Source organism: Nesterenkonia halobia, assembly GCF_039536005.1.
Classification (GTDB): Bacteria; Actinomycetota; Actinomycetes; order Actinomycetales; family Micrococcaceae; genus Nesterenkonia; species Nesterenkonia halobia.
In genome coordinates this window covers 585953-604771 of record NZ_BAAAYG010000003.1, presented here as the reverse complement: position 1 = coordinate 604771, position 18819 = coordinate 585953, and the positions used below count along the sequence as shown (strand labels likewise).

Annotated in this window: 16 protein-coding genes; 5 read left to right on the top strand and 11 right to left on the bottom strand. The window is 72.9% G+C overall.

Going from position 1 to position 18819, the window contains the following annotated elements:
• Positions 1-12 precede the first annotated feature (12 nt).
• On the top strand, positions 13-714 hold the full coding sequence (locus tag ABD652_RS05415) for a 2'-5' RNA ligase family protein (RefSeq protein ID WP_344718954.1): 702 nt from the start codon (positions 13-15) through the stop codon (positions 712-714).
• A 30-nt stretch (positions 715-744) separates the two neighbouring features.
• Here ABD652_RS05415 and ABD652_RS05410 read toward each other — a convergent pair whose 3' ends face one another.
• The 6 genes from ABD652_RS05410 to nth form a co-directional block, all read right to left on the bottom strand.
• A complete protein-coding gene (locus ABD652_RS05410) occupies positions 745-1554 on the bottom strand; it encodes a type II secretion system F family protein (protein WP_344718952.1) in 810 nt (269 codons plus the stop codon).
• Positions 1547-2368: a type II secretion system F family protein gene (locus tag ABD652_RS05405; protein WP_344718950.1), complete on the bottom strand. Its 822-nt coding sequence runs from the start codon at positions 2366-2368 to the stop codon at positions 1547-1549. Before ABD652_RS05405 ends, ABD652_RS05410 begins: the two co-directional genes overlap by 8 nt.
• Entirely contained in the window at positions 2361-3626 is a 1266-nt protein-coding gene (locus ABD652_RS05400; RefSeq protein ID WP_344718948.1) for a TadA family conjugal transfer-associated ATPase, read from the bottom strand. Before ABD652_RS05400 ends, ABD652_RS05405 begins: the two co-directional genes overlap by 8 nt.
• Positions 3619-4896 (bottom strand): CpaE-like family protein, encoded by a 1278-nt coding sequence (locus ABD652_RS05395; protein WP_344718946.1) that lies wholly within the window; start codon positions 4894-4896, stop codon positions 3619-3621. Before ABD652_RS05395 ends, ABD652_RS05400 begins: the two co-directional genes overlap by 8 nt.
• 217 nt (positions 4897-5113) lie before the next feature.
• Positions 5114-5848, bottom strand: coding sequence for an NUDIX hydrolase (locus ABD652_RS05390; RefSeq protein ID WP_344718944.1), 735 nt, complete (start codon positions 5846-5848; stop codon positions 5114-5116).
• Between the two features lie 34 nt (positions 5849-5882).
• Entirely contained in the window at positions 5883-6668 is a 786-nt protein-coding gene (nth, locus tag ABD652_RS05385; RefSeq protein WP_344718942.1) for an endonuclease III, read from the bottom strand.
• A 371-nt stretch (positions 6669-7039) separates the two neighbouring features.
• On the opposite strand from nth, the gene acs reads away from it, so the two are divergent.
• A complete protein-coding gene (acs, locus tag ABD652_RS05380; protein ID WP_344718939.1) occupies positions 7040-9043 on the top strand; it encodes an acetate--CoA ligase in 2004 nt (667 codons plus the stop codon).
• A gap of 133 nt (positions 9044-9176) precedes the next feature.
• Here the strand turns inward: acs and ABD652_RS05375 are convergent, their stop codons facing one another.
• Both ABD652_RS05375 and ABD652_RS05370 read right to left on the bottom strand, forming a co-directional pair.
• The gene (locus tag ABD652_RS05375) at positions 9177-11072 is read right to left on the bottom strand and encodes a pectinesterase family protein (protein ID WP_344718937.1); all 1896 of its coding nucleotides are present in this window, start codon (positions 11070-11072) and stop codon (positions 9177-9179) included.
• Positions 11069-12484 carry a pectate lyase family protein gene (locus tag ABD652_RS05370; protein ID WP_344718935.1) on the bottom strand — a complete coding sequence of 472 codons (1416 nt, stop codon included), beginning with the start codon at positions 12482-12484 and terminating at the stop codon, positions 11069-11071. The genes ABD652_RS05375 and ABD652_RS05370 overlap by 4 nt, the downstream gene beginning before the upstream one ends.
• A gap of 291 nt (positions 12485-12775) precedes the next feature.
• On the opposite strand from ABD652_RS05370, the gene aroQ reads away from it, so the two are divergent.
• Entirely contained in the window at positions 12776-13240 is a 465-nt protein-coding gene (gene aroQ, locus ABD652_RS05365; protein ID WP_344718933.1) for a type II 3-dehydroquinate dehydratase, read from the top strand.
• Between the two features lie 63 nt (positions 13241-13303).
• Here the strand turns inward: aroQ and ABD652_RS05360 are convergent, their stop codons facing one another.
• A complete protein-coding gene (locus ABD652_RS05360) occupies positions 13304-14482 on the bottom strand; it encodes a MarP family serine protease (protein ID WP_344718931.1) in 1179 nt (392 codons plus the stop codon).
• Between the two features lie 286 nt (positions 14483-14768).
• On the opposite strand from ABD652_RS05360, the gene ABD652_RS05355 reads away from it, so the two are divergent.
• Positions 14769-15446 (top strand): Crp/Fnr family transcriptional regulator, encoded by a 678-nt coding sequence (locus ABD652_RS05355; RefSeq protein ID WP_010524738.1) that lies wholly within the window; start codon positions 14769-14771, stop codon positions 15444-15446.
• Positions 15447-15534: 88 nt separating this feature from the next.
• Here ABD652_RS05355 and ABD652_RS05350 read toward each other — a convergent pair whose 3' ends face one another.
• Positions 15535-16023, bottom strand: coding sequence for a RidA family protein (locus ABD652_RS05350; protein ID WP_344718928.1), 489 nt, complete (start codon positions 16021-16023; stop codon positions 15535-15537).
• 104 nt (positions 16024-16127) lie between these two features.
• Positions 16128-16298 (bottom strand): Sp36 family protein, encoded by a 171-nt coding sequence (sp36, locus tag ABD652_RS05345; RefSeq protein WP_344718926.1) that lies wholly within the window; start codon positions 16296-16298, stop codon positions 16128-16130.
• A 73-nt stretch (positions 16299-16371) separates the two neighbouring features.
• On the opposite strand from sp36, the gene ABD652_RS05340 reads away from it, so the two are divergent.
• Positions 16372-18819, top strand: a 2448-nt coding sequence (locus ABD652_RS05340; protein ID WP_344718924.1) for a transglycosylase domain-containing protein, incomplete at its 3' end; no start/stop codon positions are given.

The window sequence follows — 18819 nt, the reverse complement described above, 5'->3', positions numbered from 1 at the left end:
GGAGTCATGCGGATGTTCGCCAGCCTCGTGCCGCCCCGTCCGGCGCTCGACGATCTGGAGACGGCCCTGGCCGAGCTGCCCGCGGCCGAGGAGGAGACGCCGGCCCTGCGCTGGGTGCCCGCGCACCAGCGCCACATCACGCTGGCCTTCCACGGAGACGTCCCGGACCAGGAGGCCGAGCGGATCCGCGCCGAACTGGCGAGGCTCGCCTCCGCGACGCCTCCGCCGATTCTGCGGCTCGCCGGCGCCGGGATGTTCTCCGACCGGGTGCTCTGGGCTGGTGTGCAGGCTCGAGACCCCGGGGGAACGTCGTCTCCCGGACCGACTGAGACGACGCGCGACCCGCTGGTGGAGCTGATGATCGCCTGCCGCGACGCCGTCTCCGAGGACGGCCGACGGCGGCGCCCCGGGGCCGAGGCTCCGGGGTCGGCGGACGCGGCCGCCTCGCCGGCATCGACCACGTCCGTGCCGACGCAGGACGCCTGGGACTCGGACTCGCCGGCCGAGGACCCTGTGCCGCATCTGACTCTGGCCCGCTCGTCGCGGCGCGGAGTCGGCGTCGAGCAGCTCCGACGCCGCGCGGCGGAGCTCGCCGACTATGCCGGCCCCGAGTGGCGGGCCGGCGCGCTGCTGCTGATGCGCTCCCAGCTCGGCGCAGGCCCTCGGGGCACGGCGCACCACACAGTGGTCGCCGAGCTGCCGCTGGCCGGCTGACCCGCCCTCCGTGCCGCCGTCGCGGCGGGATCACCCGCCCAGCGCGCCGTCGATCACCTGCGGCAGCAGGCCGAGGACGACGGGCATCACGCCGAGGAGGATGAAGGCCGGCAGGAAGCAGATCCCCAGCGGCAGCACCATGCGCACGCCCAGTCTGGCCACCTGCCGTTCTGCCGCGTGCCGGCGCGCGGACCGCAGCCGGACCGCGCCGATCTGCAGCAGTTCGGTGCTGGGGGCCCCGGTGCCGTGGGCGAAGGTCAGCTGCTCGCCGAGGTCGCACAGCGGCCGGAGGCGTGAGTCCGTCTCCTCGCGACGGCCGGGGAGACGAGACAGCAATGCGCCGAGCCCGCCGCCGGCGCGCCCTCGGCGCAGCTCGGCCCAGGCCTCGTCCCAGCCGGCACCGGCGGCCAGCGCTCGGTGCACGGCGCTCAGCGGCTCCGCGCCGGGCACCGTCCGGGCGAGGCGGTCCAGCGACGCCTCGATCCCGGAGCCGGCCGCGAGCAGCGCGGAGACCAGATCCACCAGCAGCGCCGCGTCAGGGGCCTCACCGGGGGCGGCCTCGGGAGCGTCACCGGAGGCGACGTCGGCGGTGACGCCCGCCATCGAGGAGGAGGCATCCCGCGCCGAGGCCGGACGGAGCCGCCGCCTGCGCCGGGCGAGGCCCCGGCCTGCGCCGCGTCGTCGCCCGACCCGCTCGACGGCATGGCCTCCGCGAGGACGCGCAGGGAGGACCAGCAGCCCCGCCGTCAGCCCGACCAGCAGTCCGCCGAGCATCGCGGCCGATGCAGCAGGGCGGAGGGCGACGAGCATCGCCGGCGACTCGAGGAGCACGTCACCCATGCGGCATCGCCGCCCGGATCATTCCCCGGCCCCACCACCATCCTGCTGCCAGCAGCGCCGTGCCGAACACCAGACAGCCGGTGCCGACGCCGCCGTCGAACAGCAGCGAGACGGCGTCGGCGCCCATGACCTGCCCCAGTCCGACGCCGGCGAGCGGCAGCAGCACCAGGATCAGCTGGGTGGTCTGCGGCCCGGCGACCGCCGTTCGGATCGCGGCATGCAGCTCGGCGTCCTCCTCGGCCGCGGCCGCCAGCCGACGGGCGAGCTCGGCCAGCGGAGCTCCGGTCTCCTCGGACAGGGCCACCGCCCCGCGCATCCGGTCCAGGACCTCGCCCACCGCCCGTGCCCCGTCCGGGGACAGCCCGAGGGCCGCGGCCTGGTCCCGTGTTCTGCGACCGGCGCGGCGCAGCCCGACCGCGGCCCCGTCGCCTGCGGCCTCGGCGCGAGCGACGTCGGCACAGACCGCCGCCAGCGGATGCGACTCCCCGAGCCGTCCCCAGTGATCGCGGAGGTCGCCCCAGGCCTGGCCGGGCGAGCGCCCGGACTGCAGCAGCGCGGCCAGCTGACGCAGCAGTTCGGCGACGTCACGGCGCAGGGTCTCGCCGGAGGACCGCCGGCCCTGCCGCCGTCCGAGCCGCGAGCGCACGCGCCGCGCGATCCCCGACCGGGCACGGCTCGACGCACCCGAGATCCCCGTCGAGGCACGGTGACGGGCCGCCGGCGGCGGCGGAATCAGCATCACCACGGCGACGAGCGCACAGCCTCCGCCGAGCAGCAGCATCGCGCCGCGGCCGACGTCGAGGAGCTCATCCATCCGTCTCCGCCTTCCATTCTCCGCACCACCGGACGGCGTCCTGCTCGTCGCTCGCGTCGGGTTCTCCGGGTTCGTCGCCGACCAGCGCCTGCCACCCCGGTCCGCGACGCAGAACCTCCCCGTCCTGACGGAGCACCGGGGTCATGCCCAGCTTCCCGTCGGCCCAGACGACCTGCGAGGCCGCCGTGGGCCGTCGGTGCGGACCGCGCCGCTCCACGTGGATGACCAGATCCAGAGCAGCTGCGGCCTGCATCGCCACCGTCTGCGGCGGCATCTCCGCCAGCGCCCCCATGGCCTCCAGTCGCGCCGGAACCGCCTCCGGCGAATTCGCGTGGACCGTGCCGCCGGCGCCGCGATGGCCGGTGTTCATCGCCGCCAGGAAGTCGCGCAGCTCGGCGCCGCGGCACTCGCCGACGATCAGCCGGTCCGGGCGCATGCGCAGCGTCTGACGGACCAGCTGGCCCATCTCCACCGCTCCGGCTCCTTCGGCATTTCCCCGCCGGGCCTGCAGATGCACGACATGCGGGTGCTCGGGGTGCAGCTCGGCGGAGTCCTCGACGATCACCAGACGCTCGTCGGCCGGGCATTCGGCCAGCATCGCCGCCAGCAACGCGGTCTTGCCCGCCCCGGTGCCGCCGGAGATCAGGCAGTTCGACCGTCTGCGGACCACCGCACGGATCAGTCGCAGCCAGTCCTCGCGGTGGGACCAGTCCGCCGCGAGGTCCTCCAGCCGGGCGACGGCGCCGCGGGCCACCCGCACCGAGAGCATCGTGCCTTCCACGGCCACCGGTGGGATGACGGCATGGATGCGACAGTCGCCGAGCCGCCCGTCCGCGCAGGGGCGTCCTTCATCCAGCCGCCCTCCCGAGAGGGCGATGAGCCGCCGGGCCAGCGAGCGCGCCTGCTCCTCGCCTTCCAGTGCGGCCGCCCGACGCCGGAGCCCGTCGGCTCCGTCGGTCCAGATGCGCGCCCTGCCGTCGATCAGCACGTCGGTGACGCCGGGCTCGTCGACGTACCGCTGCAGCGGCCCCAGACCGACCAGCTCGTCACGGAGTCGACCGACGAGCCGTCGAGTGGTGGCCGCACCGAGCGCCAGCCCTGCACGGCGCACCTGCTCGGCGATGCGCGCGGCGGTGATCGGCTCGTCCCCCGCCGTCAGCGCCTCACGCAGCTCGCGCAGGGTCTCGGCGTCGGGCAGATCCTCCGTGAGGAGCCGCTGCGCGGCGCGGTCCTCCGGTCCGACGGCGCGTTCATTCATCGCCCACCGCCGCGGCCCGCAGTCCGGTTCCGAGGCCGGTCGGCTCTGCCGCGCCGACAGACTCCAGCAGCGCCGCGGCGAAGGCCTCGCCGCGGCGCGTCCGGAGCAGCTCATAGGCCTCCGCGAGGTCGTCGGCCCGCCGCAGCCACTTCTGCTCGGGCAGGTCGGCGGCGACAGGCGGCCCGAGGGCCGCCAGATCCTCCCGGCACCAGCCCGGGCGGGCGGCTCCGGAGGACACCACCGCCCAGGGGATCTGCGGCCGGGCGGCGAGCATCTCGGCGGCCCCGCGCATTCCGCGCGCCGAGGCCGAGCTGACCAACAGGCCGGCGTCCCAGGCGGCCTCGCCGCGCGAGGCCTCGGCGGCGCGCCCCGGCTCGCCGGGCGTCCCGAGGGTGCCTCCGCGGCCGGCGTCGACGACGACCAGGTCGAACCCCCGGCGCCCGGCGGAGAGCACACGGTCGATCAGACCGGACGACAGCTCCAGCGTCGGCGCGCCGGTGAGCACGTGGATCCCCTCCACCTCGGGCAGCGCCGAGGCGAGATGCCCCGGGGCGAGCGCACCTTCTGTGGCCGCGATCCCCGTCCAGTCCAGGAGGGCCTCGGCGTCGGCCGTTGCGGAGAGCAGGTCGCGCAGCCCGGAGCCGGGCGCCGGATCCGCGTCGACGAGCAGAGCCCGTTCGTCGCGGGCCGCCGCCTCGGCGGAGGCCAGGAACGCGACAGTGCTGGCGCCCACGCCGCCGTGGGATCCGGCCACCAGCACCGTCCGACCCGGGAGCCGGTCCGTCGCCCGGGCGGCCAGATGCTCGCCGAGCCAGCTCTCGGCCGCCGGCAGCGGCACCGGAACGGCCGCCGGCCTCCCGGCGGCGGCCTGCCAATGCGCCGCATCGCCGCGACCGACCAGCAGCAGTCCGTCGGCCGCGGCCCCGGCGGAGGCGGCCGACTCCGGCGAGCACAGGGCCGCAGTCCAGCGTCCCCCGGGGCCGACGGCGCGCCGCCAGCCCTCGGGCCAGGTCTCCCGCGCATCGGTGCGCGCGCCCACGACGGCGGCGGTCAGCGTGATCTCGTCGCGCAGCGCCTCGTCGGAGGTGACCAGCAGGATCGCCGGCTCCCCGGGCTCGACGGGTTCGGCGGGCTCGACAGGCTCGGCGAATTCCCCGGGGTCTGCGCGCGGCCCGCGGCGACGAAGCAGCGCGGCCCCCGCGGCGTCGGGCGCGGCGCCGGCCCTCGGGCGGCTCCTCTGCCGCGCCGTGTCCTCGATGCGTGGTCCCATGGCTCCACCGTGGCCGTGCCGCGCCGAGCGGAGAAGCGCGTCGCCGCCCGGTGTGGAGGACTCGGCGCGTCGCCGTCGCCCCGCGGCCACCTGTGCAGGAACAGAAGGCTGTGCAGGAGCGGAGGCCTGTGCAGGACTCCCACGCGGACAGCGCCCGCAGCCCGCTCTCGAGACGCTGACGGCACAGCCGAGCACCGACGGCGAAAGGCCGAAAGGCTCAGTCGATGATCTGGAAGTCCTGCGGGTCCACCGTCCTCCGGGCGTCCCAGGGACGTTCCCAGCCGAGCCGCGCCAGCATCCGGTCGACCAGGATCGCGGTGAATCCCCAGATGAGCGTGCCGTCGACGACGAACGCCGGTCCGCGGAACGTCGTGCCCCGGCGGTGCAGCAGCGAGGTGCTGCGGTTCACGGGATCCACCAGCGCCGAGAGCGGCACGCGGATCACCCGGTCGACTTCACCCGCCTCCGGCGTCATCGGCCCCGGGTCCGTGGTCGTCGCCAGCACCGGGATGACCATGAAGCCGCTGACCGGCACCGGTGCCGGCGGCAGCGGGCCCAGCACCTCGATCCCGGCGGGATCCAGCCCGACCTCCTCGCCGGCCTCGCGCAGCGCCGCGGCGACAGGGCCGGAATCCTCGGGCTCCAGCGCCCCGCCGGGAAGCGCCACCTGGCCGGGGTGCGCCGAGAGCCCGGCGGCGCGCTGGGTGACCAGCAGATACGGCTCCTCATCCGGGGCCTCCGGCAGGCAGAACAGCATGAGCACCGCCGCGTCGCGTCCCTCGCCGGGACGCATCGCCGGCCGCGCCGGGACCTCGACGGCGGGCTCCTGCTGCCACCATCCGCCGACTTCCGCCGCGCGGGGGTGCCGGCGCCGGTAGTCGGCGGCGTCGGCGACCACTGCGCGCAGCGCCGCGACGGCGTCGTCGCGTCCCGGCGTCGCGCCCCGTCCCACAGGCGCGGCGTCCGATCCCGAAGTGGGCGTCGCATCAGGCACTGAGCGGATACCCCGCCTCGCGCAGCTGCCGACGCGTCCAGCCGGCGCGCATCTTCTCCAGCAGATCCTCCCGGCCGGGGGCGAGCTCATACTTCAGCAGCTCGCGCGCGGCCTCCGGGTCCTCCTCGCCGGCGCCGAAGGACGGGCACCAGCGGGCGATCGGGCAGGCGCCGCAGGCCGGGCGCTTGGCATGGCAGACCCGCCGCCCGTGGAAGATCAGCCGGTGCGAGAGCATCGTCCAGTCCTTCGGCTCGAAGAGAGCGCCGACGTCGCGCTCGACCTTCACCGGGTCCTGCTCCTCGGTGAAGCCCAGCCGCCGGGCCAGCCGCCCGAAGTGGGTGTCCACTGTCAGCCCGGGGCGGCCGAAGGCGTTGCCCAGCACCACGAAGGCGGTCTTGCGTCCGACGCCGGGCAGCTCCACCAGGGCGTCGAGGTCGCCCGGGACCTCGCCGTCGTGCGTCTCGACCAGCGCCCCGGCCAGGCCCAGCAGCGAGCGGGTCTTGGACTGGAAGAAGCCGGTGGGCCGGATGAGCTCGGCCAGCTCGCGCTCGTCGGCGACGGCCAGCGCGTGCGCGTCGGGATACCGGCGGAAGAGCTCCGGAGTCACCGCGTTGACCCGGACATCGGTGGTCTGGGCGGACAGCACGGTGGCCACGAGCAGCTCGAAGGGATTCTCGAAGTCCAGCTCGGCCACCGCATAGGGATAGACCTCGGCCAGGGTCCGGTTGATCTTCCGTGCCCGGCGCGTGGTGGCCAGGGGCGTCTCCTCGCGCATCATCGCCGCCAGTCTACGACGCGCCGGCGACGCGCCCGCCGATGCCGCCGGGGATCGGCGGGCCGCCGTCGGGGCGGACGACGGCGCCGTCGGGCAGACCGCCGGCGGCCGCGGAGAGTCCGTTCACCGGGGCCGTTCGGCGAAACCTCAGGTCAGCGCCTCAGTGTGACACCCCTCACGCACCGCCCACCTCGCCTCCTCGCGCCTCGGAGGAGTATTGTGAGCGGCGACACAGAAGGTGCCGCCGGGTCCCGCCGACGAGGCGGGCCCGGACGATCTCGCGCACTGCGCGACCGCCGACGCGGACCCACGTCCGCACCTCGTCGGCGGTCGAGACCCGCAGTGCCCGTGTGACGATCCGAGGAGGACAGCGCATGACCCCGACGCCCCCGGCCGACAACCAGCTCGACACGCTCCAGCACGAGACTCGCGTCTTCCCGCCGAGCTCCGAGTTCGCCGCGGACGCAGTGGCCACCGCCGAGCGGTACGAGGCCGCCTCGGCCGACCGGCTGGCATACTGGGCCTCCCAGGCGCGCGACGTGCTGAGCTGGGACGCCGACTTCACCCAGACGCTGGACTGGTCCGAGGCGCCGTTCGCGAAGTGGTTCGTCGGCGGCGAGCTCAACGCCGCCTACAACGCCGCCGACCGGCACGTCGAGGCCGGGAACGGCGACCGGGTCGCCATCCACTTCGAGGGCGAGCCCGGCGACGAGCGCGCGATCACCTATCGTGAGCTCGCCGAGGAGGTCGCGCGCGCCGCCAACGCCTTCGAGTCGCTGGGCGTGACCTCGGGCGACCGCGTGGCCGTCTACATGCCGATGATCCCCGAGACGATCGTGACGATGCTGGCCTGCGCGCGCATCGGCGCCATCCACTCGGTGGTCTTCGGCGGCTTCTCCTCCGACGCGCTGCGCTCGCGCATCGACGACGCCGAGGCCAAGCTGGTCGTCACCGCCGACGGCTCCTACCGGCGCGGCAAGCCGTCGCCGCTGAAGCCGCAGGTCGACGAGGCTCTCGCCGCTCCCGGCCACACGGTGGAGAACGTCGTGGTCGTGCGCCGCAACGGCGAGGACGTGCCCGTCGGCGAGATCGACACGTGGTGGCACGACCTGGTGCCGCAGCAGTCGGCGACCCACGAGTACGTCGCCCACGACGCCGAGCACCCGCTCTTCATCCTCTACACCTCCGGCACCACGGGGAACCCCAAGGGCATCCTGCACACGACCGGCGGCTACCTGACCCAGACCGCGGTCACCCACCGGGACACCTTCGATCTGAAGCCGGAGCAGGACGTCTACTGGTGCTCGGCCGACGTCGGCTGGGTCACCGGCCATTCCTACATCGTCTACGGCCCGCTGGTGAACGGCGCGACGCAGGTGGTCTACGAGGGCACCCCGGACACCCCGCACAAGGGCCGGCTCTGGGAGATCGTCCAGAAGTACGGGGTCACGCAGTTCTACACCGCCCCGACGCTGATCCGGACCTGCATGAAGTGGGGCCGGGAGATCCCGGACCAGTACGACCTCTCCAGCCTGCGCGTGCTGGGCACCGTCGGCGAGGCCATCAACCCCGAGGCCTGGATGTGGTATCGCGAGGTCATCGGCGCCAACAACGGCCCCGGCAACCCGCCGAAGGAGGACCCGGCGCCGATCGCCGACACCTGGTGGCAGACCGAGACCGGCGCGCACATGATCGCCCCGCTGCCGGGCGTGACCGCGACCAAGCCGGGCTCGGCGCAGGCCGCAGTGCCGGGCATCGACATCGGCGTCGTCGACGAGATGGGCGAGCCGCTCGGCCGCGGCGAGGCCGGACTGCTGGTCGTCCGCGAGCCCTGGCCGGCGATGCTGCGCGGCATCTGGAAGGACCCGGAGCGCTACAAGGACACCTACTGGTCCCGGTTCGGCGACGTGTACTTCGCCGGCGACGGCGCCCGCACCGACGAGGACGGCGACATCTGGCTGATGGGCCGCGTCGACGACGTCATGAACGTCTCCGGCCACCGGCTCTCCACCACGGAGATCGAGTCCGCGCTGGTCTCCCACGAGGCGGTGGCCGAGGCCGCCGTCGTCGGCGCCGAGGACGCGACCACCGGCCAGGCCGTGGTCGGCTTCGTCATCCTGAACAGCGACCACGAGGGCGACGACGAGGCGAAGACCGAGCAGCTGCTGCGCGCCCACGTCGGCGAGCAGATCGGACCGATCGCCAAGCCGCGCAACGTGCTGGTGGTCCCCGAGCTGCCCAAGACCCGCTCGGGCAAGATCATGCGCCGACTGCTGAAGAACGTGGCCGAGGGCAAGGACGCGGGCGACACCTCGACGCTGGCCGACCCTTCGGTGATGGAGAAGATCTCCGACGACATGCGGGCCGCGCAGAGCTGAGCGAGTCGCGCGGCCGTCGGCCGCGCACAGTCAGGCTCGCGCCCGGCGCGCGACGAACGGGCCCCGGCACCTCCCGCAAAGGGAGGTTCCGGGGCCCGTCGTCATGCGGCGCCTGCCGACGCACCGGCCGGCCTCACACGCCGGCCAGCTCCAGCCGACGGCGCGGGCTCAGCAGCGCCGTCGCATCGACGGAGGTGCCGAGCAGCTGCGGGGCCCATCCGTCGCCGCCGTGCAGATGCACGGCGACAGTGTGCTCCGCGGCCTCGTCCGGGCTCAGCTGCGGCCGGTCCGCGGAGACGAAGCCGCCGGGACCGTGGTTGTGATGCTCGGCGAAGCGCGCCTCCTCCCACGGGAAGCCGCTCATGTCCGTCCACGGGGACGCCATGATGTGCGCGCCGAGTCGGGAGTCGCGGACCAGCACCTGGGCGATCGCGCCCGGATCCCCGCCCGGGTGCCACGGCCTCCCCAGATGCACTGTGCGCCGTGCGGCCTCGGAGGTGAACCGGCACCCGTCGAAGAGCAGCCCGTGGGCGATGGACCGATCCACGCTGCTGGCGGTGATATACCCGTTGTTCGCCTCCCCGCGGTCCCGCGAGACGATCTCGCAGTCGTCGAAGACCGCCGTCCCGCGCCCGAAGATGAAGTCGACGTCGCCCTCCACCCGGGCCCCGGCGACGTACTGCCGGGCGACGACGCCGGCCGCCGGCGAGTTCACGTACAGCGTGTCCTGGTCGCCCAGACAGCGCACGTTCCGCAGCACTGCGAAATCCCCGGCCAGCCGCAGCGCGACCGCCTGACGCCCGGAGATCTCCGGGTGGGCCTCCTCGTCGAAGTCGTTGGCGAAGGTGAGGTTCTCCGCCTCGAACCACGGCGCATCGATCCGGATCGAGGTGCTGCCGGTGGTGCCGTAGGTGCCCTCGCCGTCGGGAAGCGGCGTGCCGTTGGCATTGTCGTAGACCAGCACCGTGTCCTCGGGGCGCTCCCCGAGCCCGATGAAGCTGATCCGCGCCTTCTCCGCCGGTACGCGCACCACCTGGCGATGCTCGCCGGGCCGGATGCCGATCAGCGTGCGCATCAGCCCGCCGGCCGGCACGGCGTCGACGGCATCCTGCACTGTCGGGTGGTCGCCGTCGGCGCCGACGGTGAGCACCCGGACCTCCTCGACCGGACGCTCGGCCGGCCAGCTCGTCGCGCCCAGCGGATCGATCCGCCGGTTCCGCGCGGCGAGCCACCCGCCGGGCGCGATGCCGCGCTCGACGAGCTCGTCGGCGACCAGTCGGGCGACGGCGAGCGCCCCGGCGGCCTGGAAATGCGTGTCGTCCTTCCGCCCGTCGGGGTACTGCGGATGGACGCCCGGCGCCACGTGCAGGAAGAGGTCCCGCGTGCCCTCCGGCCCCTCCTGCTGCCACAGCGCCCGCGAGGAGGCGGTGAGGTCGACCAGCGGGACGTCGGCGGCCGCGGCGAGCTCGCGCATCGCCCGCGGATACTCGCCGTGCGAGTCGCCCGCCTGCCCGGAGGCGTCGAAGCGGCGCCGCTCGACAGGGGTGACCAGCACCGGCCTCGCCCCGACGGACCGGGCGCCGTCGATGTACCGGCGCAGATACTCCGGGAAGGTGGTGTCGGGGTCGGTGCCGCGGTCGGGGTCCTCGATCTTCTCGTCATTGTGCCCGAAGGAAATCAGCAGCATGTCCCCCTCGCCCACCAGCTGCAGCACAGTGTCGAGCTTGCCGGCGTCGTAGAAGCTCTTCGACGAGGCGCCCGACCAGGCATAGTCGAAGACGCTCGCCCCGGACCCGGTCAGCAGCGGCAGCGCCTGGCCCCAACCGGTTCGGGGACGCAGCTCATGCTCGTAGACCGAGGCGGTGGAGTCGCCGACGACGGCGATCACCGGGGCGCGCCGCCCGCCGGGGCCCGCCTCCCCGACCGCGGCGGCGGCCGGAGAGGCGGCGGCGACGACGGCGGTCGCCGAGGCCGCGCAGAGCCCGGCGGTGCGCAGCAGCGTGCGGCGGCTGAGCTGACCCGCGCTCATCGACCCTCCCCGTCGCCGTCGGCGGTGTAGATCGGTCCGACGTTGCCGGACAGCAGCGCCGGCACCGCCTGCGGGGCGTCGACGCGGCCGCGCAGCTGCGGGGTCCAGGAGGTGTCCTCGTCCAGCTGCTGATCCTCGGCGACGGCGGTGTTGTGGGCGTCCAGCAGGTCGACCGGCTCGCCGTCGACCAGGTTGTCCGTGCCGGAGTAGACCTCGCCGCGCCAGTTCTTGATCACCTCGTCGGCGCCGCCGTCGGCGCCGCGGAACTCGATGGCGTTGGCCTCAGTGTGCAGATGCGATTCGTTGCCGACGCCGAAGAGATAGCTGTAGTCCACCGGACTGTCGTCCGTGGTGACGAAGTGGTTGTTGTAGACGTCCACCTGGCCCCAGCGCACCCGCGGGGCGCGCTGGCCGACGTCGGTGAAGCGGTTGTGGTGGATGGTGACCTTCAGCTTGCCCGGGTCGCCGCGGTCCGCCGAGTCGGTGGAGCCGATGAGCATCAGCTTGTCGTGGTCCTCGAAACGGTTGTAGGACATCGTCACCAGATTCGAGCCGTTGGTGACGTCCACGGCGCCGTCGTGCATCTGATAGGTGCGGCCGAAGTGCTCGGGCAGCTCGTCGTCGAAGGTCGGCGCGTCGGTGAAGGTGTTGTGGTCGAGCCAGACATGCTCGGCGCCGTTGATGACCTGGAGCATGTCGTACTCGCTGTTCCAGTTCCCCGCGTCGCCGTCGGTCGGATCCCAGGAGGGGAAGCAGTCCTTGGAGTCGCTGATGGTGAGGTTGCGCAGGATCACGTTCTCCTCGCCGTCGATGCGCAGCGCCGCGCCGGTGATCTCGGCCTCCGGGCTCGCGCCGACGATCGTGGTGTTCGACGGGATGTCCCAGCGGATGTGCTCCTTCTGGTTCTGCGCGGCGGCCTCGCGGGCCTCCTCCAGCGCGCCGGAGGGCTCCTCCTGCCAGCCCCAGGTCTCGGGGTCGTAGGCCTCCAGATACTCCTCCAGCGAATAGCCGGTGCCGGCGGCATAGTCGGAGCAGGTCAGCTGACCGCCGTCGTCGTCGGTGGCCGCGTCGACGACCCCGTGGACCCGGATGATCGAGGGTTCGTCGTCGGAGCTCTCCAGGGCGTCCACCAGCTCGGCGCGGGAGAAGACGTCGTGGACGTGCTCCTGGCTCGCCGCGGAGCCGCCGGTCGTCCCGTCATCCGCCGAGGCCCAGCCGTCGCCCTCGGCGAGGACCTGGCGCTCCAGCGGCGTCCGGGCCGTCTGGGCCTGCGGCGCCGCCGGTCCGGCCGGGCGGTCGGCGCCGGATCCGGCGTGCGTCGGCGGACCGGCGACGGCGGCCGACCCTCCGCTGATCAGGAGTGCGGCAGCGGCCGCGGTGGCCGCCGACGTGGTGAGGATGCTGCGATGCATGATCGTCCTTCCTGCCTCGGTGCGGACGGCCCAGGCTCCGGCGGGCGTCGTCGCCCTTCGGAGGCCGGATCTGTGCTCCAGCTCACACCGAACCGCTGGAAGGAAGCTCATCGCAGGTCAGGGGCCCGGGACAAGGGTGATGCCGCATCGGCACAGCGCGAGAGCCTCGGGGACTTCGTCTCCGACCGACCTCAAGCCGACTCCTGGCCGGCTCCCGGCCGGCGGCTAGAGTGGGAGACGGCCGGCGCCCGACCGGCCGAGGACGCCGCCCGACACCTGCGAGGAGCCCCGATGCCCGCCGAGACCGGCCGCCTGCTGATCATCAACGGACCGAACCTGAATCTGCTGGGCACCCGGGAGCCGGAGGTCTACGGCACCGCGACGCTCGCCGACGTCGAGGAGATCTGCCGCACCGCCGCGTCCGCGCACGGCCTCGCCGTCGAGGTGGTCCAGTCGAACCATGAGGGCGAGCTGGTCGACGCGGTCCAGAGCGTCCGTGGCTCCGCCGAGCGCCCCGGCGCCGACGGGATCGTGATCAACCCGGCCGCCTACACCCACACCTCGGTGGCGCTGCGCGACGCGCTCGGCGCCGTCGCCCGGCCCGCCGTGGAGGTGCACATCTCCAACGTGCACGCCCGCGAGGAGTTCCGCCGCCACTCGTACATCTCCCCGGTGGTGGACGCGGTGATCGCCGGCGCGGGGCTCACCGGGTACCGGCTCGCCGTCGACCTGCTCGCCGAGCGACTGCAGGACTGATCGCCTGCAGGACTGACCCGTCGCCCCGGCCCGCGAGCCGGGGCCACGAGCCGAGGCCCACCCTCAGTCCTCCACGCACTGCCCGGTGGAGACCGTCTCGGTGTACTGGCCGGGCTCGGTGAGCACCTCGCCGGCCTGCCTGGCGGTCAGTGCGAATCCGACGGCGTCGCCCTCCAGCGCGCGGGCGAAGACCACGCCGACGACGTCGCCGTCGCCGTCCAGCAGCGGCCCGCCGGAGTTGCCCTGCCGCACCTCGGCGTTGAGCTGATAGACCTCCAGCGAGCTCGACGGGCCGCCGTAGATCCCCTCGATGGCCGAGACGTCCCGGGCCTGGACGACTGCCGAGCCGGACTGGAACGGACCGCCGGCGGGGTAGCCCATGATGTAGCCGGATTCGCCGACCTCCATCGGATCGTCGAACTCCAGCGGCTCGGCCTGCAGCTCGTCGACGGCCAGCACCGCCAGGTCCTGCCGCGGGTCGAAGTGCACCACCCGGCCGGTGACCACCTGCCCGTCGGGCAGCTCGACGCTCGGCGAGCCGACGCCGGCGACGACGTGGGCGTTGGTCACCACCCGCGTCGGAGAGACGACGAATCCGGATCCGCTCTGGCTCTGCCCGCACTGCTCGGCGACGCCGACGACCCGCGCCACCGAGCCGGCGGCCTCCTCGGCGCCGTCGCTGAGCTCGACGGCGTCGGGGGCCTCGTCGCGCTGCGGCACCAGCGGCTGGGCGATCTGCGGGATCTCGGACTCGAGCACCAGCGTGCGCACCTGGGCGAACCACATCTCTGCGGCGTCCGGCACCGCGACGTCGACCGCCTGCAGCACGTGCGACTGCCGCATGTGCTGATTGACCTGCGGGAAGCCCATCGCCCCGACGGAGAAGGAGAGGGCGGCGATCACCAGTCCGGCCACGGCGAGGTTCAGCACCCCGCCGATGAGCGCGCCGAGGGTTCGCACCGTCGACGAGCGGGTCAGGCGCTGCAGCTCGGCCCCGGCCGTGGTGCCCAGGGCATGGCCGGCGACGACGAGCACGAGGGCCGCGCCGAGCACGGCGACCACCCGCCAGATGGGGTCGGAGACCCACCCGGAGACGATGGGTATGGCGAAGAAGGCCGCCGTCGCGCCCACCAGGAAGCCGGCCAGCCCTCCGATGGTGATCCAGATCCCCTTGCGCAGTCCGGAGACGAACACCGAGAGCAGCACGAGGGCCAGGATCAGGTCGAGCAGCAGGGGTCCCATGGGGTCGAAGCTCTCCTCGGCCCGCGGGGCGGCGGGCGGACGACGGTGGGGCGGACGACGGGCTCCGCGTCGCGCGGGCGCATGGCCCCAGGTCGAAGCCTCGAATTCCGAGACGATTCGACGCGGAGGGCGGCGACATGCGAAGGTGTTCGGCCGGTCGGACGATCGAAGTCCAGGTTCTCACACCCGTCTGCTCCGCGCGGGTCGTTTCCCGGGGGTGGGCTGACCTGGTAACTTCAATACCAGCGAGACCGCATGCATCTCGGAGAGGAAGAACGGAAGCCCCATGGATCTTGAAGTACTGCGTCGCGCACCACTCTTCGCGACCGTCGACGACGACGTCTTCGCCGCTCTGACCGCCGAGCTCTCCGAGGTCGATCTCTCCCGCGGCAGCTCCGTCTTCCACGAGGGGGACCAGGGAGACCAGCTCTATTTCATCGTCTCCGGCAAGATCAAGCTCGGCCGCACCACGCCGGACGGGCGGGAGAACCTGCTCGCCGTGCTCGGCCCGGGAGAGGTCTTCGGCGAGATGGCGCTGTTCAACCCGGCGCCGCGCACCGCCACCGCCACGGCGGTCTCGGAGACCCGGCTGGCCGGCCTGAGGCATGAGAGCCTGCGCGAGGTCATCACCTCCACCCCGGAGGTCTCGGTGCAGCTGCTGCAGGCGCTGGCGAAGCGCCTGACCCGGACCAACGAGTCCCTGGCTGACCTGGTCTTCTCCGACGTCCCCGGCCGCGTGGCCAAGGCCCTGCTGGACCTGGCCGACCGCTTCGGCCGTCCGGCGCCGGACGGCGTGCTGGTGGCCCACGAGCTCACCCAGGAGGAGCTGGCCCAGCTGGTCGGCGCCTCCCGCGAGACCGTCAACAAGGCCCTGGCCGAGTTCGTCCAGCGCGGCTGGCTGCGCCTCGAGGCCCGCGCCGTGGTGATCCTCGACATCCAGCGCATCCGCCAGCGCTCCCGCTGAGCGCCCCGCCGACGCCTCGGCAGACGACGAAGGCCCCGCCGCACCTCGATCGGTCGCGGCGGGGCCTTCGTCGTGCGCACCCGGGTCCTCAGGCGATGTGCGCGATGACGTCGACCTCGACGGGCGTGTCCATGGGCAGCACGGCCACGCCGACGGCGCTCCGCGCGTGCCGGCCGGCGTCGCCGAATGCCTCCCCGATGAGCTCGGAGGCCCCGTTGAGCACCGCGGGCTGGCCGGTGAAGCTCGGGGCGGAGGCGACGAAGCCGCCGACCTTCGCGATCCGGGTGATCCGGTCCAGGTCGCCGACGGCATGCTTCAGCGCCGCCAGGCAGTTCAGCGCGCACTGCCGCGCCAGCTCGGTCGCCTGCTCGGCGGTCACCTCGGCGCCGACCTTGCCGCGGTGCGGCAACTCGCCGTCGACCAGCGGCAGCTGCCCGGCGGTGTAGACGACGCCGTCGGCGACGACCGCCGGCTGATAGGCCGCCACCGGCGGCACGACCTCGGGGACGGTCAGGCCGATCTCGGCGAGCCGCGCCTCCACCCGGGAGGTCCCGCCGATCGTGGTGTCCTCGCTCATCGCACTCCTCATGCTCGGCTGGTCCAGCTGGTCCAGCTGGCCCAGCGGGTTCTCAGCGGGTTCTGCGCAGGTCCTGGTCGGATCCTGCGCCGGCCCCGCCGCGGTCAGTCAGCCTTCGGACGCTTCAGATAGGCGACGGGGGCGTTGCCGTCGGGCCCGGGCAGCACGGTCACGAGCTCCCAGCCCTCGTCGCCCCACTGGTCGAGGATCCCCTTGGTGTTGTGGATGATGAGCGGAATGGTGGCGTACTCCCACCGTGTCTGAGATGCAGTCATGCCCTCAGCCTAGCCGCGCACACCCAGCAGACGTCCAGTGAAGCGCGCGCCTGCGACGGTTACCATGGTCGTCATGGCTTCCTCCAAGTCCCCGTTGTTCGACACGGCCACCACGCTCGGCAAGATCATGTCCTTCCTAGGTGTGAGCGGGCTGTGCGGCGTGCTGGCCGCCGGACTCATCTTCCCCCTCGCGGCCACCGGCGGCGCTGCCGCCGCGGCGGGCAAGGACCTCCTGGACACGCTGCCGGCGCAGATGGACGAGGAGCCGCTCTCCGTGCCTTCGCACGTCTATGCCGCCGACGGCGAGACGAAGCTGGCGACCTTCTACGCCGAGGACCGCGACCCGGTGGAGTTCGACGAGATCTCCCAGCACATGAAGGACGCCATCGTCGCCATCGAGGACGAGAGGTTCTACGAGCACGACGGCGTGGACCCCCGCGGCCTGGCCCGCGCGATGGTCAACAACCTGACCACCGACACCCAGCAGGGCGCCTCGACGCTGACCCAGCAGTACGTGAACAACGTGCTCATCAACGCCCAGAACCTGCGCGGCGAGCGCACCACGATCTCGGGCACCAAGACCTACGCGGACAAGCTCCGCGAGATGAAGCTGGCCGTCGCCGCCGAGGAGGAGATGACCAAGGAGGAGATCCTCCAGGGGTACCTGAACATCGTGCCCTTCGGCGGACGCGTCTACGGCGTCGAGGCCGCCGCCCAGCACTACTGGGGCGTCTCGGCCAGCGAGCTCTCGCTGTCCCAGTCGGCCACGCTGGCCGGCATGGTGCAGTCCCCCAACGGCTACGACCCCGCGGACAACCCCGAGGCCGCCCGGGAGCGGCGCGACGTCGTGCTGGGCGTGATGCACGACGACGGCGTGATCAGCGACAAGCTCCACCGCCAGGCGGTCCAGCAGGACCTGGACGCCACACACAACAACCGCCCCGACGGCTGCGTCGCCGCCGATGGAGCGGGCTATTTCTGCGACTACGTCCGGCGCGTCGTCCTGGCCGACGACACCTTCGGCCCGGACCGCGATGCGCGCGAGCGGCTGCTGAATCGCGGCGGCCTGCGCATCACCACCACGCTGGACCCGGATCTGCAGAAGGAGGCGGATTCGACCTTCGATGACAGCGTCCCGACCGAGGACTACGCCGAGGACGAGATCACCCAGCAGGTCGGCGCGAGCCTGGTGACCGTGGAACCCGGCACCGGCAATATCAAAGCCATGGCCCAGAACTCGGAGTACAGCGCCGCGGACGACCCCGCGAGCAACGTGATCAACTGGAACACCGACTTCGCGTACGGCGGCAGCGGCGGCTTCCAGGGCGGCTCGTCGCTGAAGCCCTATGTGGCCGCGGCCTGGGTCGAACAGGGCAACTCGATGATGGACCGGGTGGACGCGAGCAAGGACCACTACGAGCGCGGCAGCACCTGGGAGGCCAGCTGCCTGCCCGGGGGCTCCTTCAAGCTCGATGACACGAACGGCTGGTCCATCGCCAATGCCATCGACGCCTACCGCGAGATGACCTTCGACTTCGGACTGTACTGGTCGCTGAACACCGCCACCGTGGCCGCGGCCAAGGAGATGGACATGTGCGCCATCACGGATGTGACGAATCGCCTGAACATCCACACTGCGCGCGGCAGCGAACAGATGAACCCGAAGGAGCCCGCCTTCATCCTCGGCGGTGCGGAGATCGCCCCGCTGACCCAGGCGGCGGCCTATGCGACCTTCGCCAACGGCGGCGAATACTGCCGGCCGCGGGCGATCACCGAGGTCACCGACACCGAGGGCAACGAGTACGAGGTCCCGGAGGCGAACTGCGAGCAGGTGATCGACGAAGAAGTCATCAACGAGGTCAACGTGACCCTGGGACACATCGCCGAGGACAAGGAGAACGACGGCGAGCTCGACTTCCCGGCCATCGGCAAGACGGGCACGAACAACAACGAGTCCTCGACCTGGTTCATCGGGTCCACCTCGGGGCTGACCACGGCGAGCTGGGTCGGCACGCCGGAGGGCCAGTACTCGATGGGCAGCGAGCTCGCCCAGGAAGACCGCGGGGGCATCGAGATCAACGGGGAGACCCACGAACACGTCTACGGCTCGACGATCGCGGCTCCGCAGTGGCAGCAGTTCATGAGCGCCGTCGCCGACGAGTACGAGACCGAAGAGTTCCCCGAGCCGAAGGACTCGCCGTGGGAGGACCCGGGGTCGACCGCGCGCTATCAGGGCGTGACCGCCGACGGCGACGGCACTGAGCCCGGCGGCTCCTCCGACGACGACTCCAGCGACGATTCGGACAGCTCGGACAGCTCGGACAGCTCGGACAGCTCGGACGATTCGGGCGGCTCGGGCGACGACTCGGGGAACTCAGGGGACTCGGGCGACTCGGGGAACTCGGGGAACTCGGGGAACTCGGGGAACTCGGGGAACTCGGGGAACTCGGGGAACTCGGGGAACTCGGGGAACTCGGGGAACTCGGGGAACTCGGGGAACTCGGGGAACTCGGGGAACTCG

What these genes read in the sequence shown, in the direction of transcription:
- ABD652_RS05415 (WP_344718954.1), top strand. Translation starts at nt 13, where the DNA reads ATGTTCGCCAGCCTCGTGCCGCCCCGTCCGGCGCTCGACGATCTGGAG.
- ABD652_RS05410 (WP_344718952.1), bottom strand. Translation starts at nt 1,554, where the DNA reads ATGGGTGACGTGCTCCTCGAGTCGCCGGCGATGCTCGTCGCCCTCCGC.
- ABD652_RS05405 (WP_344718950.1), bottom strand. Translation starts at nt 2,368, where the DNA reads ATGGATGAGCTCCTCGACGTCGGCCGCGGCGCGATGCTGCTGCTCGGC.
- ABD652_RS05400 (WP_344718948.1), bottom strand. Translation starts at nt 3,626, where the DNA reads ATGAATGAACGCGCCGTCGGACCGGAGGACCGCGCCGCGCAGCGGCTC.
- ABD652_RS05395 (WP_344718946.1), bottom strand. Translation starts at nt 4,896, where the DNA reads ATGGGACCACGCATCGAGGACACGGCGCGGCAGAGGAGCCGCCCGAGG.
- nth (WP_344718942.1), bottom strand. Translation starts at nt 6,668, where the DNA reads ATGATGCGCGAGGAGACGCCCCTGGCCACCACGCGCCGGGCACGGAAG.
- acs (WP_344718939.1), top strand. Translation starts at nt 7,040, where the DNA reads ATGACCCCGACGCCCCCGGCCGACAACCAGCTCGACACGCTCCAGCAC.
- ABD652_RS05375 (WP_344718937.1), bottom strand. Translation starts at nt 11,072, where the DNA reads ATGAGCGCGGGTCAGCTCAGCCGCCGCACGCTGCTGCGCACCGCCGGG.
- ABD652_RS05370 (WP_344718935.1), bottom strand. Translation starts at nt 12,484, where the DNA reads ATGCATCGCAGCATCCTCACCACGTCGGCGGCCACCGCGGCCGCTGCC.
- aroQ (WP_344718933.1), top strand. Translation starts at nt 12,776, where the DNA reads ATGCCCGCCGAGACCGGCCGCCTGCTGATCATCAACGGACCGAACCTG.
- ABD652_RS05360 (WP_344718931.1), bottom strand. Translation starts at nt 14,482, where the DNA reads ATGGGACCCCTGCTGCTCGACCTGATCCTGGCCCTCGTGCTGCTCTCG.
- ABD652_RS05355 (WP_010524738.1), top strand. Translation starts at nt 14,769, where the DNA reads ATGGATCTTGAAGTACTGCGTCGCGCACCACTCTTCGCGACCGTCGAC.
- ABD652_RS05350 (WP_344718928.1), bottom strand. Translation starts at nt 16,023, where the DNA reads ATGAGCGAGGACACCACGATCGGCGGGACCTCCCGGGTGGAGGCGCGG.
- sp36 (WP_344718926.1), bottom strand. Translation starts at nt 16,298, where the DNA reads ATGACTGCATCTCAGACACGGTGGGAGTACGCCACCATTCCGCTCATC.